Annotated in this window: 14 protein-coding genes; 6 read left to right on the forward strand and 8 right to left on the reverse strand. The window is 40.6% G+C overall.

Annotated elements, in window-relative coordinates; genetic code table 11:
- Nucleotides 1–114 precede the first annotated feature (114 nt).
- Nucleotides 115–381 carry a hypothetical protein gene (locus AACW45_RS12880; RefSeq protein WP_190633012.1) on the reverse strand — a complete coding sequence of 89 codons (267 nt, stop codon included), beginning with the start codon at nucleotides 379–381 and terminating at the stop codon, nucleotides 115–117.
- Nucleotides 382–668: 287 nt separating this feature from the next.
- Between AACW45_RS12880 and AACW45_RS12885 the strand changes: the two genes are divergently transcribed.
- The 3 genes from AACW45_RS12885 to AACW45_RS12895 all read left to right on the forward strand — a co-directional run bounded on the left by AACW45_RS12885 (nucleotide 669) and on the right by AACW45_RS12895 (nucleotide 4,598).
- Nucleotides 669–1,466, forward strand: coding sequence for a PhzF family phenazine biosynthesis protein (locus AACW45_RS12885; RefSeq protein WP_190633013.1), 798 nt, complete (start codon nucleotides 669–671; stop codon nucleotides 1,464–1,466).
- A gap of 141 nt (nucleotides 1,467–1,607) precedes the next feature.
- Nucleotides 1,608–2,468: a DNA-methyltransferase gene (locus AACW45_RS12890; RefSeq protein WP_190633014.1), complete on the forward strand. Its 861-nt coding sequence runs from the start codon at nucleotides 1,608–1,610 to the stop codon at nucleotides 2,466–2,468.
- A 534-nt stretch (nucleotides 2,469–3,002) separates the two neighbouring features.
- Nucleotides 3,003–4,598, forward strand: a complete 1,596-nt coding sequence (locus AACW45_RS12895) for a caspase, EACC1-associated type (protein WP_190633015.1) — start codon at nucleotides 3,003–3,005, stop codon at nucleotides 4,596–4,598.
- 332 nt (nucleotides 4,599–4,930) lie between these two features.
- Here the strand turns inward: AACW45_RS12895 and AACW45_RS12900 are convergent, their stop codons facing one another.
- A complete protein-coding gene (locus AACW45_RS12900; RefSeq protein ID WP_190633016.1) occupies nucleotides 4,931–5,380 on the reverse strand; it encodes an orange carotenoid protein N-terminal domain-containing protein in 450 nt (149 codons plus the stop codon).
- Between the two features lie 396 nt (nucleotides 5,381–5,776).
- Nucleotides 5,777–7,552, reverse strand: a complete 1,776-nt coding sequence (locus AACW45_RS12905) for an SWIM zinc finger family protein (protein ID WP_190633017.1) — start codon at nucleotides 7,550–7,552, stop codon at nucleotides 5,777–5,779.
- A 356-nt stretch (nucleotides 7,553–7,908) separates the two neighbouring features.
- Between AACW45_RS12905 and lpdA the strand changes: the two genes are divergently transcribed.
- The 3 genes from lpdA to AACW45_RS12920 all read left to right on the forward strand — a co-directional run bounded on the left by lpdA (nucleotide 7,909) and on the right by AACW45_RS12920 (nucleotide 10,753).
- Entirely contained in the window at nucleotides 7,909–9,339 is a 1,431-nt protein-coding gene (lpdA, locus tag AACW45_RS12910) for a dihydrolipoyl dehydrogenase (RefSeq protein ID WP_190633018.1), read from the forward strand.
- Nucleotides 9,340–9,491: 152 nt separating this feature from the next.
- The gene (gene trpC / locus AACW45_RS12915) at nucleotides 9,492–10,382 is read left to right on the forward strand and encodes an indole-3-glycerol phosphate synthase TrpC (RefSeq protein ID WP_096645300.1); all 891 of its coding nucleotides are present in this window, start codon (nucleotides 9,492–9,494) and stop codon (nucleotides 10,380–10,382) included.
- A 122-nt stretch (nucleotides 10,383–10,504) separates the two neighbouring features.
- Nucleotides 10,505–10,753 (forward strand): DUF5340 domain-containing protein, encoded by a 249-nt coding sequence (locus AACW45_RS12920; RefSeq protein WP_096645299.1) that lies wholly within the window; start codon nucleotides 10,505–10,507, stop codon nucleotides 10,751–10,753.
- A gap of 570 nt (nucleotides 10,754–11,323) precedes the next feature.
- Here AACW45_RS12920 and AACW45_RS12925 read toward each other — a convergent pair.
- The 5 genes from AACW45_RS12925 to AACW45_RS12945 all read right to left on the reverse strand — a co-directional run bounded on the left by AACW45_RS12925 (nucleotide 11,324) and on the right by AACW45_RS12945 (nucleotide 15,962).
- A complete protein-coding gene (locus AACW45_RS12925; RefSeq protein ID WP_190633019.1) occupies nucleotides 11,324–11,551 on the reverse strand; it encodes a DUF2949 domain-containing protein in 228 nt (75 codons plus the stop codon).
- A 507-nt stretch (nucleotides 11,552–12,058) separates the two neighbouring features.
- The gene (locus tag AACW45_RS12930) at nucleotides 12,059–12,568 is read right to left on the reverse strand and encodes a DUF192 domain-containing protein (RefSeq protein ID WP_190633090.1); all 510 of its coding nucleotides are present in this window, start codon (nucleotides 12,566–12,568) and stop codon (nucleotides 12,059–12,061) included.
- Nucleotides 12,569–12,813: 245 nt separating this feature from the next.
- Nucleotides 12,814–13,500 (reverse strand): response regulator transcription factor NblR, encoded by a 687-nt coding sequence (nblR, locus tag AACW45_RS12935; RefSeq protein WP_190633020.1) that lies wholly within the window; start codon nucleotides 13,498–13,500, stop codon nucleotides 12,814–12,816.
- A gap of 334 nt (nucleotides 13,501–13,834) precedes the next feature.
- Nucleotides 13,835–14,752: an NAD(+) kinase gene (locus tag AACW45_RS12940; RefSeq protein WP_096645291.1), complete on the reverse strand. Its 918-nt coding sequence runs from the start codon at nucleotides 14,750–14,752 to the stop codon at nucleotides 13,835–13,837.
- Nucleotides 14,753–14,939: 187 nt separating this feature from the next.
- On the reverse strand, nucleotides 14,940–15,962 hold the full coding sequence (locus tag AACW45_RS12945) for an SDR family oxidoreductase (protein ID WP_190633021.1): 1,023 nt from the start codon (nucleotides 15,960–15,962) through the stop codon (nucleotides 14,940–14,942).
- Nucleotides 15,963–16,089: the final 127 nt, after the last annotated feature.

A 16,089-nucleotide genomic window follows, 5' to 3' on the forward strand; every position in this document is an offset into this window, starting at 1 on the left:
GGGTAATTTATTTTTTGTAAGTCCCCTATATTCTATGAATTTGGAGTTTCAGTCCGAGATTTAGGTGTGACTGAAACATTCTTCCAAAAACGATTAGCTTATTTCTAATTACTATTAATCATCATCGTCTTTGTCATTTTTTCTATTACCTTTTTTGTCATCATCGTCGTCGTCATCGTCATCGTCGTCATTATTCTGATTTGATTCAGATTCTTGATTTGATTGATTTTTGTACTGTTCCTTTTGTTGCTCAGTTTGATTGAGTGGGTTTGGAACTTCATTAGAGCAGCCGATTAATCCTACAGAAAGTGATACTAAGTTCATGGCTGCAAAAAGGACACCAAGTATTTTTAAACTCAATTGTTTGTTCTGATTTAGCATTGCTCGGAACTCTTAAACGGTAATTTGGCTCATTTTTTAACATAGACTAAATATGTGTTTAAGAGCCATTATTTTTCTTGAGCGATCGCCTGGTTAATCATCACTTCATTACTAACAATCGCTGTAAACTCTGTAATTACCCTTTTATATTTTGTTATCGATGAAACATGGCAAGTACGATGCTTGACTTATTTGACTCGATTGTACGGAAAATAGGCTCGGTAAATGTATCCTTTTTCATATTAATTTGTTAAAAGCGATCGCAGTCTAAATACAAGGGTGATGCTATGGGAAAAATAATTACACAAGTGGATGCTTTTACCAATAAGCCATTTGCAGGAAATCCAGCTGCTGTATGTGTGTTACCAACTCCCGAAAGCGATCGCTGGATGCAGAATGTGGCGCAGGAAATGAATTTATCGGAGACAGCTTTTCTCGTCAAACAGGATGATGGCTTTAATTTGCGCTGGTTTACACCGACTGTAGAAGTACCCCTTTGTGGTCATGCGACTTTAGCTAGCGCTCATGTACTCTGGTCAGAAGGACATTTATCACCAGATAAAGTTGCCCGTTTTTATACTAAAAGTGGTGTATTAATTGCTGCAAAGCAAGGTGAATGGATTGAGTTAGATTTTCCTGTAAATCATTCACAACCTATTGCTGTACCAGAAGAACTGAGTCAAGCTTTGGGTGTAGCTTGTAAATCTGTGGTGCAGAATTCCCTCGGCTATTTGGTAGAAGTAGAGTCTGAGGATTTGGTGCGACAATTACAGCCAAATTTTCAACAATTGAAAAGCTTACCTGTGGCTGATGTTATCGTTACTAGCATTACGCAAGCTGATTCCGAGTATGATTTTATCTCTCGCTTTTTTGCGCCGGGATTAGGTATAAATGAAGACCCTGTGACTGGTGCGGCACATTGCTGTCTCGCTGCTTATTGGCGCGATCGCTTAGGTAAGGATGAGTTTTTAGCTTATCAAGCATCCAGTCGTGGGGGAGTTGTGAAGGTGCGTTATCCTGGAGGCGATCGCGTTTATTTAGCTGGGCAAGCCGTTACAGTTATGCGTGGGGAATTGTACAATTAACTTCTCAAGACATTACGAATTGTAGAATCTTAGTTCATAAATAATTACAATAAACCTCTTGCATAATTGGTCAGCATTAGTGTTTATCAATATTAACAAATTGATTTCATTGATGCTGACTGAATTATTTATATTGAGGCTATGGAATTATTTTATGCTCATGAAAATGGTGAACTTTGGCAGGGAGACGCGATAGAGTGGCTGTGTCGTTTAGAAACTGAGTCAGTTGATTTAGTAATTGCTGACCCTCCATATAATATTAAAAAAGCCGAGTGGGATAATTTTGAATCTCAGGAAGCTTATGTACAATGGTCTGTAATTTGGATTGAGCAAGTTTCGCGAATTCTTAAGCCTACGGGTAGTTTTTATATTTGTGGTTTCTCGGAAATATTAGCTGATATTAAATTACCTGCATCTCGTTTCTTTAAAGGATGTCGCTGGTTGATTTGGCACTATAAAAATAAAGCAAATTTAGCAAATGATTGGGGACGTTCCCATGAAAGTATTTTGCATTTCCGTAAGTCTAAAGATTTTTATATGAATATCGAAAATGTCAGGATATTATATGGTGAACACACTTTAAAATATCCCTTACATCCCCAAGCTAGTACTAGTAATTATGGTAATAATGGTAAGAATAATGGGAAGATATGGAACCCAAATTTAAAGGGTGCTAAACCCAGAGATGTCATCGAAATTCCCACAACTTGTAATGGAATGCATGAGAAAACTAAACATCCTACCCAAAAGCCAGAAGAATTGATTAGAAAATTTATTCTAGCTTCATCACAACGCCAAGATATTGTAATTGACCCCTTTTTAGGTTCGGGTACTACAGCAGTAACGGCTGAACAATTAGGTAGAAAATGGTTAGGATGTGAGATTAATTCTGAGTATTTAGAGTTAGCTGTTCACAGAATTAAAAATGCCCAACATATGAGTGATGAGGAATGGTTTTTGTATGACAGGAAAAATGAAGAGCGTCGTAAGAAAATTAGATAACAATACTGCTCGGTTGGCCTCAATTTATCAGGTTCCGAGTCTCCACCTCGCAATACGCATTTCCACAAGGAGTCTGGAAACGAGATAGAGAAAGGTTTTGAGCTTAATTTGACACAGGTGGGGAAACCCCACCCCTACGGGTGTATATGTCTAATTATTGTTGCAATTTAGGATAATACCATTTTGAAAAAAGAACGCGACAGATGGGTAGTAGGGGCACGGCACCAGTAAGATAATTTGATATGCCAAAAGATTGCGGATGCCGTGCCCCTACAAAGAATTTATCTGTCGCAAACATTATTTGAATTGGGATAACCTGATAATACAGGGATTTTCAGGTAAATGAGGTACGCGCTTTGAGGCATGGCAGTGCCAGTGCCCCTACAATCAACGATTATCTGTACCTCACCAACTTGCAATCTGCTGTATTTTTCACATACTAAACCCAAATCATACGGAAACCTTTATTTGAATAATGTATAAAATATAGAATTAGAGAAAATTTACGTATTTAAACGGAACTAAGCAAGCAAAATGGCGAAATATGCATTGCTGATTGGGGCTAGTGAATATGAGTCTCCAAAGATAAATAATTTATCTGGTGTGATTAAAGATATTGAAGCAATGCAGCGTGTGTTGAAGAATCCAGACATAGGCGGATTTGATGAAGTGAAGTTTTTATCTAATCCTGATTCCGATACCATGCGCTCAGAAATTGAGCAGATGTTTCTCGAAAAATGTCAAGAAAAAGACGTAGTGCTGCTGTATTTTTCTGGACATGGCTATAGACATGAAAACGGAAATCTATTTTTTATCAGCCACAATACTAAAATCAATACGCAAGGTTTACCAATAATCGGTACAGCTGTAGATGCTAAATTCATTCATGATTATTACATGCGTCCTAGCAAATCTCAGCGACAAGTGTTAATTCTTGACTGTTGTTTTAGCGGTGCTTTTGCTGAGGGGATGAGTGCTAAAAATATTGTTAATCTCAGTATTGAAAATGAAATCAGCACGCAATTAGGTGGTGAAGGTAGAGCTGTGTTAACTTCATCAACAGCTACACAACTTTCCTTTGAAGATTCAGGAGGCGGAGTTTACACTAGCTATTTGGTTGAGGGAATTGAAACCGGAGCCGCAGATAAAGACAACGATGGTGTGATTACTGTAGCTGAATTGCATGAATATGCCAAGCGCAAGGTTATAGAAGCAAAACCAGTGATGAAGCCGGAAATTTTTGCAGTTAAGGAAGGTTATACAATTCACTTAGCTAAAGCACCAGTAGGCGATCCAAAATTAGAGTATCGTAAAGAAGTTGAGCAACGTATTAGAAATGGTCGCGTTTCGGTTGTGGGACGCAAGGTTTTAATTCGTAGACAAACTGAGTTGGGGTTAAACCCAGAAATAGCAGCAGCGATAGAAGAAGAAGTTAAAAAACCATTTCGTGAATTACAGGAAAGCTTACAGGAATATGAACAAACCCTGATTGAAGCATTAGAAGAAGAACCAATTCTTAGTGATGGAACTGTTGATGATTTACAGCGATTACAACAAATTCTCAAACTGCGAGATGAGGATATTGCACCGATACATAATCGTTTAATTTCTCAGCAGTCAATTTCGCCAATCTCCACCAATGAAGCCAAACAACCAACACCTGAACCAGATGACGATCTCAGTTCCGAAACAAGCGTAGACTATACCAAACTGCGCGACTTACTAGCAGCAGGGAACTGGAAAGACGCTGATACGGAAACATATAAAGTGATGATTCAAGCTTTAGATAAGCAGGAAGGTGATTACTTTAAGTCTGAAGAATTATTAAACTTCCCCTGTACTGACCTCCGTACAATTGACCGCTTATGGGTAAAATATAGCAATGGAAAATTTGGCTTCAGCGTTCAAAGAGAAATATACTTGAGCGTAGGCGGTAAGGCAGACAGCGAGTATCATCAAGAAGCCTGGGAGAAATATGGCGATCGCGTGGGATGGAAAATAAAAAGCACCTGGATTGAGTACAGGCAAGTAACTTTCAACACCACAGCCCCTGATGGACATTTACCCTACTGGAGGCGGAGAAGGGGAAGGAGGGGTATCTTCTCTCGCATCGAGACTTGTAAAGTCTAACAACTAAAGCTTTCATCAATTTCATAAGATTTATTAAAAGCCCCTAATGCACGGTAGCTGCGTAGGTTGGGTTGAGGAACGTAGACGCGGAGCGGCTTCCCGCAGGGTAACCCAACATTTCCAGGGGTTTGTTGGGTTTCATTTCGTACCCTACGGGAAGCAAGCTACAACCCAACCGACAATTATCTATTAATGAAGATTGGTGCTTTAGCTTTAAGCTTGATAAAGCACCAACCTTCCTAATATTAATCAAAAGAATGATTGCAACCAATGGATTTACAGAAACTGAAACCAGAAGTTAAATTCTGATTCAAAATCCAAACTGGTTTAACTTAACCCAAAGCTTGCACAGCAGTCAGCATAAAATTCAACCGTTGATCGAACTCTAGATTTTTAATCTGGGCGACAAATTCATCTGTTCCATTAGGAAGTTTATACTCAGAAGGAACTGGGATAATAGTACCGTTTTCAATTCCTTGAGACAGCAACAACCAAACCTCTAATTTAGCATTAGGGCTTAAGGCTTTGTAAGCACGGTTAATCTCACTATTTCCACCCCGTAGTAAGTCACGTTGTGCTTGCAATTGTTCTTGCTGAGATAAATCTTGGATTTTATCAAACACAGCTTTACCCGGAATTTCTACGCTATTAGGAGGCGCTGGATTTAGCTGATCCTTAATATCCAGATAACCGTACCAAAGTAAAGCTAGTTGAGTATCTACATCAAAGCGTTTGAAAGTTTCTAAAGCTGGTCTTGTGCTTTCGTCAACTGTATAGGTCATAAACACTCCAAAATTAGCGAAATTTTCTTAGTTTTGCAATTACTAAGAAAAATTTCTTTGCGTTACTCCACATAAGTTAACGAATGATTCTAGAGGCATAATCCCACAAAAGATAGAAACTATACTTACGCTGTCAGACAGATGAAGCAAGTCTGAGGATAGAAGGATTAACAATTCAAAATTCAAAACTTGTACTGAGCCTGTCGAAGTATTCAAAATTCAAAATTTTAGCTTTGTCACCCGCCTTGGAATGAATTCCAAGGCTCATAGCCCAAGTCTACTAAAGTAGACTCAAGATTTTGAAGATATTTAGTCATCTTGAGATGACTTTGGCTATGAGCAAGGAACTTCAGTTCCTTGCGGTAAGCGGGTTTCGCGTTAAGTTCACATCTATGCCTAATCTAACCCCTGTTCTTTAATTAATCCCATCAATTTCCGCTTGCGCCCATGCTCTTGAATTAACTTGGCTTTATAACTATCCCAATCTGCTTTTCTTCCCGCTTCTAAATAAGCAGCACGGACTTTTTTTAACCATTGAACTGCGGTATTATAATATTCTGCTTTCCCGGCTTCCATAATTAATTCGGCACGGTGGCGAGCATTAGCAATTACCCAATCAGGCTTGTGCGCAATTGCCACATCCATGACACGATAAATTAAATCGGCATGGTAGGAACTCATTTCGTTAACAATGGCGATCGCATCTTCAATTAAGCCTTCTTGTAAAAATATATCTACTTTGGCCGCTTCTGTTCCCCAACCGCCAAAGGTGCGGAGAATTTGTAATAAATCTGGTTTGACAATCGCCCATTCTTCCCCGGCTAATTCGGCAATTTTTTTATAGCTCACCAATGATGGTTGAATTTGAAAAGCAGCTATCATTGCAGATAAAGCAGCTGGTTGATTATTTAATTCTAAGGCTAAATCTGTTGTCCATATTGCCAAATCGTACTGACAATTTCCTGGTAAATCTAAGCCAATTTGAGCAATCTCTAAGGCTTCTAACAAGGAATTTTGCTCTTTGAGGGTTTTTCCCAAAGCAAAGGCTTCTTCCATTGTATTCATCTGGGCTTGAGCAGCAATTATCGCTTCGTCAACTCTCCCCAAACGCCCTAACATAGTTAAATATTGTTCCGTTTGTCCTTCGGCGGCGGCTAAATACAAGTATTCTTGGTAACGTTCTTGCCGTTCGAGAATTTTCAGGCGAATTAAAGCTAAATCATCGGCGTAGTCGGGAATATCATCTTCCCATACTCCCATATCGGGAATATCACCTTCTAGCACTTGTAATAACAGTGGGTAATGCCAACCTTGGCGTAAAGCTTCCGAAGCCAAGCCAAAATCAGCATCCCATTCATCTTGCCATGTTTCCAAATTAACTTGTAAATCAACTTTTTCTACTGGGGTGAGTTCGGCGGTGAGAATAGCTTCGCACCAAGCTGCATTTAATTGTGGGAGAATTTCATCATGATCGGCACCATAATCAGCCACATCATCCCAATTATCGACACAACTAGAAGTAATGGCTGCTAAAATTGCGATCGCATTTTTCCCATCTCCTTGTTCGCACAAATCTACCGCCCCTTGTACCAAATTCAGTATTTCTTCCGTAATTGGATCTTCATCATAGCCATTTTCCCAAGCACGCACAGCATCGCGGAGAATCTGGCGTACTCTCTGGGCAAAAGGTTTAGAATCGAGGTTATATTGGCGTAACGGTTTAACGTTGTTATTTTTCACAGGAGTGTAAGTAATCCAGGTGACATGGCGATCGACAGCCTCAATCAATCTGGGATACTCTACTATCAACTGTTGGATTAATCTTTGAGTTTGCTGATGATCCAGCCTACTTAGGAGTTGTTCTAATGTCGGACGTTCCTCAATCATTTGTGGCTGACGCATACAAACCAGCATAGTAGCCACAATATGTTTACACCAGCCGTCACCATCATAAGGACAACTACATTTGACTGAGGTTAATCCCCCACTATTAAAACTCAGTCCGACTTCATAAGGATGCGGCTCATTACCATCTACTTCCGCCTGAATGACATTACCGCGTTGAGTTAGATATAGCACCGCATCCGCCTCATAATAAGCCTCACCTCGTTGAAACGATTTAGCGCTAGCATTCCGGCGGATTGTAAATTCACTTAACTTAGGAATTAACATCTGAGAGTGGGGGATGGGGGAGCAGAGGAAGCAGAGGGAGCAGAGGAAGCAGAGGGAGCAGAGGAAGCAGGGGGAGCAGAGGGGGATAAATAATATCAAAAGTCTTGTTGGTTATTGCTTTTTTTCGCAATGCCCAATGCCCAATGCCCAATGCCCAATGCCCAATGCCCAATGCCCAATTTAAGTATAAAATACAGCGATTATACAAATTTAAATAGCATACTGAAGATATTCAGTCCCTTTGCCTGCTAGCGTAAATCATAATTTGAAATTAGCGACTCCCGAACCTCAAGGGGGGTTGCACTGATGGCTGGTCAAGTTGAGAATAAATAGGCGGAGCACACGGGGAAACTAACGTGAGTCAGGGATACGATTACGATTTAGTCATTATAGGCGCTGGTGTAGGTGGACATGGAGCAGCCCTACACGCCGTCAGTTGCGGCTTAAAAACAGCGATTGTGGAAGCAGCTGATATGGGGGGAACCTGTGTTAACCGGGGTTGTATTCCCTCGAAAGCGCTGTTAGCAGCTTCGGGACGGGTGCGGGAGTTACGGAATACCCACCATCTCAAGTCCTTAGGAATTCAAATCGGTAATGTGGAGTTCGATCGCCAAGCGATCGCAAATCATGCTACCAATCTTGTAAATAAAATCCAAGGCGATTTAACTAATAGCCTCAAGCGTCTAGGTGTTGATATCATCAGAGGTTGGGCAAAGTTAGTCGGTACGCAAAAAGTCAGTATTATTGGCGATAGTAGTGAAAAAACTATCACCGCCAAAGACATTATTTTGTCTCCTGGTTCCGTGCCCTTTGTCCCCCCAGGCATTGAAGTAGATGGCAAAACTGTATTTACTAGCGACCAAGGTGTCAGGTTAGAATCGCTACCTAACTGGGTAGCAATTATTGGCAGTGGTTACATTGGTTTAGAATTCTCGGATATATACTCGGCTTTAGGCTGCGAAATCACGATGATTGAAGCCCTGGATCAATTAATGCCAGGATTTGACCGCGATATCGCCAAATTAGCCGAACGGGTGTTAATTACCCCCCGCGATATTGAAACAAAAGTTGGTATCTACGCCAAACGAGTTATCCCTGGTTCCCCAGTGGTAATTGAGTTAGCTGATTTTCAAACCAAAGAAGATTTAGAAGTGATTGAGGTAGATGCTTGTCTAGTAGCTACTGGACGCATCCCAGCTACCAAAAATCTCGGTTTAGAATCTGTGGGTGTAGAACTCGACCGTCGTAATTTCATCCCAGTTAATGACAGCATGGCGGTATTATCTGGTGGCGAAGTTGTTCCCCATCTTTGGGCAATTGGCGATGCTAACGGCAAAATGATGCTAGCTCATGCTGCATCTGCCCAAGGTATCGTCGCTGTGGAAAATATCGTTGGTAGGCCGCGTGAGGTAGATTATCGCAGCATTCCCGCAGCCGCCTTTACCCATCCAGAAGTGAGCTATGTTGGCTTAACAGAAACTGCCGCCAAAGAACTAGGTGCAGAGCAAGGTTTTACAATAGCTACGAGCAAGAGTTATTTCAAAGGTAATTCTAAAGCCTTAGCAGAAAACGAAGCCGACGGTATTGCCAAGGTGATATATCGCCAAGATACCGGAGAAGTCTTAGGCGTCCATATCTTTGGACTACACGCCTCAGACATCATCCATGAAGCCTCAGCCGCCGTAGCGCAACGCCAATCTGTAAACACCCTCGCCCATTTAGTCCACGCTCATCCGACACTTTCCGAAGTTTTGGATGAAGCTTATAAAAGAGCGATCGTACATTAATTTAAGAGTCAAGGGTCAATAGTCTAAAGTCCAAAGTCAATAGTCCAAAGTCAATAGTTTATAGTTACAAATTCACACTGTTGACCATTGACCATTGACCATTGACCCTTGACCATTGACCATTGACCATTGACCCTTGACTATTGACCATTATGCAAATCCGTCGTGTCGCACCGAGTACACCTGTTTCAATTTCCTATTTAAGTTATCAGGTGGCTGTTCCTGGCGCAGAGCCAAACAATATTTTGGAAGAAATTGTCTGGCATAAAGAAATAGAAGTTGAGAAAATGCGGGAAAAAGTGCCTTTAAGGGAATTGCAAAAGCAAGCACTCACCGCCGCACCTACCCGTGATTTTGTAGGCGCGTTAAAACAAGGGAAGACAAAACCAGCGTTAATTGCCGAAGTAAAAAAAGCTTCACCAAGTAAGGGAGTTTTACGGGAAGATTTTGACCCAATTGCGATCGCACTTGCTTATCAACAAGGTGGTGCTAGTTGCTTGTCTGTACTTACAGATGAAAAGTTCTTTCAAGGTAGCTTTGATAATTTAGCCAAGGTGCGTAGCGTCGTAGACTTACCTTTATTATGTAAAGAGTTTATCATCTATCCCTATCAGATGTATTTAGCACGGATTCGGGGAGCAGATGCGGTTTTATTAATTGCGGCTATACTGAGCGACCAAGATTTGCAGTATTTCGTCAAAATTGCCAATTCTCTCAAAATGGCTGCATTAATCGAAGTCCATAGTCTCGCAGAACTTGACCGCGTGTTAGCCTTAGATGGCATCACTTTAGTAGGAATTAACAACCGCAACTTAGAAGATTTTTCTGTAAACTTACAAACAACTTGTGAATTACTCGCAACCAGAGGACAGCAGTTACAAGAACGGAACATCTTAGTTGTCAGCGAGTCAGGATTACATACAGCAGAGGATTTAAATTTAGTATCAACCGCAGGTGCATCGGCTGTACTCATTGGTGAGTCATTAGTCAAACAAGTAGATCCACAGTTAGCTATTACCAATCTCTTTGCTAAATCTTTATAGCTTTTATCACTGAATCTATCTCAGGGTTTAGCAAATACTGGTTGCATATGTAACAATTTAGTTATTGCCCAAAAAACTTCGCTTCTCCCACAATCCCCTATTTGAAAAAGCAAATTAACTTCATGGAGCAAATTCCTCTGCCATCACCTATCCACTACGAACTTATACTGCAACTCTTAGAGAGACAAACAATGTCAGCAGTAAGTCAAAACCCGGATTTGCGTCATCAGGTGAATCAGCTAATTATTACTCTGCGTAAAGCAGCTGTCCAACAAAAGCACCTGGAAGAGATTTGCCAGTTTTCCTCTGTGCCGATTGACTATCGTTGGTCAATCAACCACCAAACAGAAAAAGCTGTTGCTCCCGAATAAAAACTCTGGATATCTTCCTTTACTGTATTCTTTCTCAGAATACAGTAATTTTTGGCATCAAAATATATCTAATTCCCAAAATATTAAAATAATTGTCATTGGTCATTTGTCATTGGTCATTTGTCAGTAGGGGCGGGTTTATTTAGATCATCGTTGCTCGACTAAGATATGTGTGAACCCGCCCTTACATTGGTCATTGGTAGGGGTTTCCAGGCTATTTACCTGTGCTCAAACAGTTTGGTTGATTTCTAGAAAATTATACCAATTGGAAAAAAGAATGCGACAGATTGTAGGGGCACTGGCACTGCCATGCCCTCTAGAATATTTTGATGTGTCGTAAAGGTTATTTGAATTGGTATTATTTCTGTAGAGTGAGAATTGTTAGCTTGGCTACAGACTGACAGGTTACAAACTGCATCAAATCAAAAAAGCGAGTTAAAGATTTAACTCGCTTTTTAAATTGAAATTGGCAAAAATAATTAAGGTAAAATTTTGTTTTTTTATTGATCAACTTTGGTAACAGACATAGCAGATTTGACATCTCTCAATCCTCCTACGAGCTGTTCATATCTAGGCCGTCTCCAACCAATCATAAATTTTTTCTAGTTGCTCCAGCGTAATTAAACCATATTGCCAAAGAATCATGGCTAAAGGGCCTGGATCTTGTTCGCGATGTCGTAACGCCACAGCTAAAGACGCTGTAGAAATTGCCAAATCTTCTTGCAAAAAATGAATCAGTCGAGAATACTTCGATGGTGACATTTGTATCTCACCTCCTTGTGCAGAGTGTATTGTCATATATTGGTTCACCATTTCTCCTTAACCAGTAGCCAGTATCTTATCTGTCACTATGACATTAATACTGAAATTCCACAGCAAATTTTGTCTAAATTTACTTTAAAGAAATTGCCCCGATCGTAGGAAAGTTAAATTTGAAACTCCCAAGCTACTTGCTTGATTGGTGTTCAAGTAGCATTTAGCTCAGGTCAATAAGTTGAATTTCTAGTAACTATAGCAGCTTCTTTAATTACACATGTAGTAATCAAAATTCCTTAGTTAATAGTCTCTTATGAGCGACTATTTACACCTACACCAAAAGGATGATCTTTAACTGATAAACTTCACAGGTCTGGTTATGCTGTGGAGACATAAGACCTTCCAATGTTTGGTGATATTTTCAATAGTCGCTGAGTGATAGCATATTATACTATATGACGTAATATTTTTTACATCTACGTTCTTTATCAAGATTTCACAATCAGTGAAACATCTCACTAATTATGCAGTTGTAAGTAATAACACTAACTAAAAATAATTAATTTTGATACTATCACCAACTTTTAATCCTAATTCCGAACTTCTACCAGAGCGCAGTTCAATTACGGTATCAATAGAGGTATCAGGGCCATAAGTAGGGCAGGGGTCTTTTGTACAAGGAGGAGCAGAAGTTTGAATATATTTAACAACCCCATTGTGAATGAACACCATATCTAAGGGAATCAGCGTATTCTTCATCCAAAAGCGAGCTGGCTGTGGTGAAGGAAACTTGAACAACATCCCCTGGTTATCTGGTAAAGATGTGCGATTCATTAAGCCAATTTCTTGCTGCTTGGCAGTCTTTGCCACTTCTAACTGAATTTTAGTGCCATTGGGCACAATAGCCTCAGCCGTAATTGGTAGTTTTTGTCCAGCAGATACTGGTGTTAAAGTTTGAGACTCGGATGTGCTGGTAGGTGGTTTAGCTGTAGTGGGTGGAGAACAACCCATGAGCAAAACACTCAGCAAGATAGAAAATAAACTTAGTCCGCGCAACATAAAATTACCTATTTTGTGATTTGGATTTCGATTGTACTGTGAAAATGGGGTATTGGGCATTGGGCATGGGGCATTGAGTATTTAGTCAATAGTCAACTGTCAGTAGTCAGTAGTCAGTAGTCAGTAGTCAATAGTCAACAGTCAACAGTCAACAGTCAACAATCAACAATTAACAATCCCACCTTGTTTAAGGGTGGGACGGTTAATTATTGGGCTGTAATCTTACTAAGTCCTGGGATGAATTTTTAAGATTCTCTTAATACGTAGCCTACACCACGTACTGTTTGAATTAAGCGTTTTTGCCCTTCTTCTTCAATTTTTAGGCGCAGGTAGCGAATATAAACTTCTATGACGTTTGATTCTCCCATGAAATCGTAACCCCAGACATTTTCCAGAATTTGCTCGCGGGTTAATACTTCTCTGGGATGTTCCATTAAGAACTTGAGAAGTTCAAATTCTTTCATGGTTAAGTCAATAATGCGTCCGTTGTATATGGCGCGACGGGTACCTATATCTAAAACCAAGTCGCCAAAGCGCAACTGTTCTGTGGTGTCTACATCTGGTTTTAAATAGAGCCGAATTAGCTTTAAAAAGTCTTCGGAACGGTAAGGCTTAAGAATATAGTCATCGGCTCCAGCTTCTAAACAAGCGACGCGATCGTCTACTGTATCTCGTGCCATCAGCACTAGTACAGGGGAGCGCATACCAGCGTTTCGGAGATTTTTACACAGTGAAAGTCCTGATTCGCCTGCTAACATGCGATCGAGAACAATTAATGCAGGTTGGCGATCGCGACTGTATTGTAAACCACTAAGGGCATCATGTGCCAAAATCGAATCGTAGCCAGCTTCTTGTAAATCGAAAGAAAGCTGGTTAGCTAGGCTTTCATCGGTTTCAATAACTAAAACACAAGGACTATGAGCAGCTGTCATAAGAATATTGCCAGGTTGAATTATAAATAATGAATTATGAATAATGAATTCTCAATAATTTTGGCAGATACCTCTATTATTAATAGCTACAAAGGCGGAAAGCTCATGAAACTTTCCCTAACTGTTACACCTAATTATCTCTAATACAGACAATATGGCGAAGAATTCTGATTCTTGTTCCCTAAATTTATTTTTAGGGTAATTTCATCATTAATAATTCACCATTCATAATTCAAATCTGGAAGGAAATCACCAAAAAAACCAAAAGTCACTAGCCATAAGCCATAGGTTACAGTTTTAAACTAATGACCAATGACTAATGACTAATGACTATCTAAGGTAATTCTACCGAAGTGGGTTTGGCAATATGGGGTAAACCCCAACCCAATTTTTCTCGCAAAATCCGAAAGAATTCTGGTGCTTGGAGGCGAATAAATCGGACGCTATATTGCGATCGCTCTAAATATACCCGATCCTCTGGGAATACATAACATCCCCCATTACCATCTACTACCATCACTAACCGGGGTATATTGACTGGGTAGATGTTAACTGGTTCGCTGTCGGGAAATACTAAAGCCCTAGAAGCTAGGGAATGGGGACAAATGGGTACGAGCTGTAACACCGGTACGCCAGGGGTGACGACAGGGCCGCCAGCACTTAAAGAATAAGCGGTAGAACCAGTTGGTGTGGAAACAATTACACCATCAGCTGCAATGTCAACTGCTGCATGACGCCCTACGGCAATTTCAAAATGGCACATAGAGGTCAATGGTTCTCGATGGAGTACCATTTCATTGAGACACAATGCTTCCCAAAGTATCGATTCTCCCCGTAGCACTTTGACAGCGAGCATGGCTCGTTCTTCAATTTCATAGTTACCCGCCATCACCTGTTCAATTGCTTGCGGCAGTTGATTGAGGTAAGCTTCTGTTAAAAACCCCATGTGTCCAGTATTCACTGTTAATAGGGGAATTCCACAGGGGGCTACTTGGCGAGACGCTGCTAAAACAGTCCCGTCTCCACCTAATACCACAGCAAACTTCATCTCTGAGTCAAACCCTGGCGGTGTGAGACCGTCGAGTGGGGTGTGGCATACAGGACTTTCTGGATTAGAGTAGCCCAATATACCACCGATACTAGTTGTGATGCATACATTCCAACCGGCTGCGGTTAGTTTGTCTTTGAGTTCGATAGCAATGCGACTCGCTATCGGTTTAAGGTCATTGTAGATAATGCCTGCTTTCGGCACATTCAAATATCCAAGTTTAGGCGACGCTCTGTATTATGCTAATCCTTACACATTTTTGACAACGTAGTCATGTGTTTGGGGTCAAAAGTCAAAAGTCCAGAGTCAAAAGTCAAAAGTCCACTGTTGATAATTTATTGACCATTGACCATTGACCATTGACCATTGACTATTGACCATTGACCATTGACTATTGACCATTAACCCTTGACTCTTGACCATTAATTTTTGCAGGCTGTTTAAATGGTGATTTTTTATTAGACTTCTGCTTTTTAGCTTTATTTTTCTCGTAGTCCAGCTCTTTAAGTTTTTTCATAATTCGGCTGAAGTACTCTTGCAGGTAGCTTTCTAGGGTAGTTGTTTGTTGAGGATCTAACCCGAAAACTTGGTATACCTCATCCATTGAGGCATTTAAGGGTTTACCACTGGCTAATACTTCTGTAAATGCTAGTCTATCAGCTACATTCCATCCCCATTGGAAAAATCTCAGGCAACGCCGCACTGTCCGTAGTAAATTGATTGGCATCCGCGTGACTCTCGCTTCTTTACCAGAAAGGCGTTCGCACACTTTAATGATTTCTTCTGCACTCCAAGCGCGAGTACCAACTACGGGGAAGGTTTGCTTTTGGGTTTCTGGTACATTTAATGCCTTGATGGCAAATTTAGCAATATCCAGAGTATCCATGTAAGCTACAGGTGAAGATTCACCGGTTACCCACACTGGCTGATTTTCTAAAATCGGAATTCCATATTGACCGATTAACCCTTGCATAAAGCCAGCTAGGCGTAATATGGTGTAATTTAATCCAGATTCGGCTAAAAACAGCTCTGTACAGCGCTTAATTTCCATTAAGGGTACTGCTGGATATTTATCGGCTTCGAGGATGGAAAAGAAAATAAAGCGCTCTACACCTGCTGCTTTGGCTGCTTGGATGAGGCTGACTTTGCCGTCCCAATCTACTTGTTTAATGCTGAGTGAATCTGTGGGACGAGATGTAGCCGCATCAATTACTGCGGTGACTCCTTCAAGTGCGCCGGGAAGGGTTTGCGGGTAACATAAATCTCCTAATACAAGTTCTGCACCCCATTCTTTGAGGAAAGCAGCTTTTTTAGTACTCCGGACAAGACAGCGCACCTTATACCCCTCATCGATAGCACGACGAGCCACTTGTCTTCCTAAGGTGCCAGTGGCACCGACGATTAATAATGTCATGAGGGTTGTAAATTTTTTTTAATTTATATGACAGGAATTTTAACAGAACGATCGCCTAAACAAAAGTTTACATTTATTTTCATAATTTATACAAGTTATATGTAAAAAAAGCTTTGTCCGAAAACCG

Origin of the sequence: Calothrix sp. FACHB-168, from assembly GCF_963889195.1 — a bacterium.
Taxonomy (GTDB): Bacteria; Cyanobacteriota; Cyanobacteriia; order Cyanobacteriales; family Nostocaceae; genus Aulosira; species Aulosira anomala_A.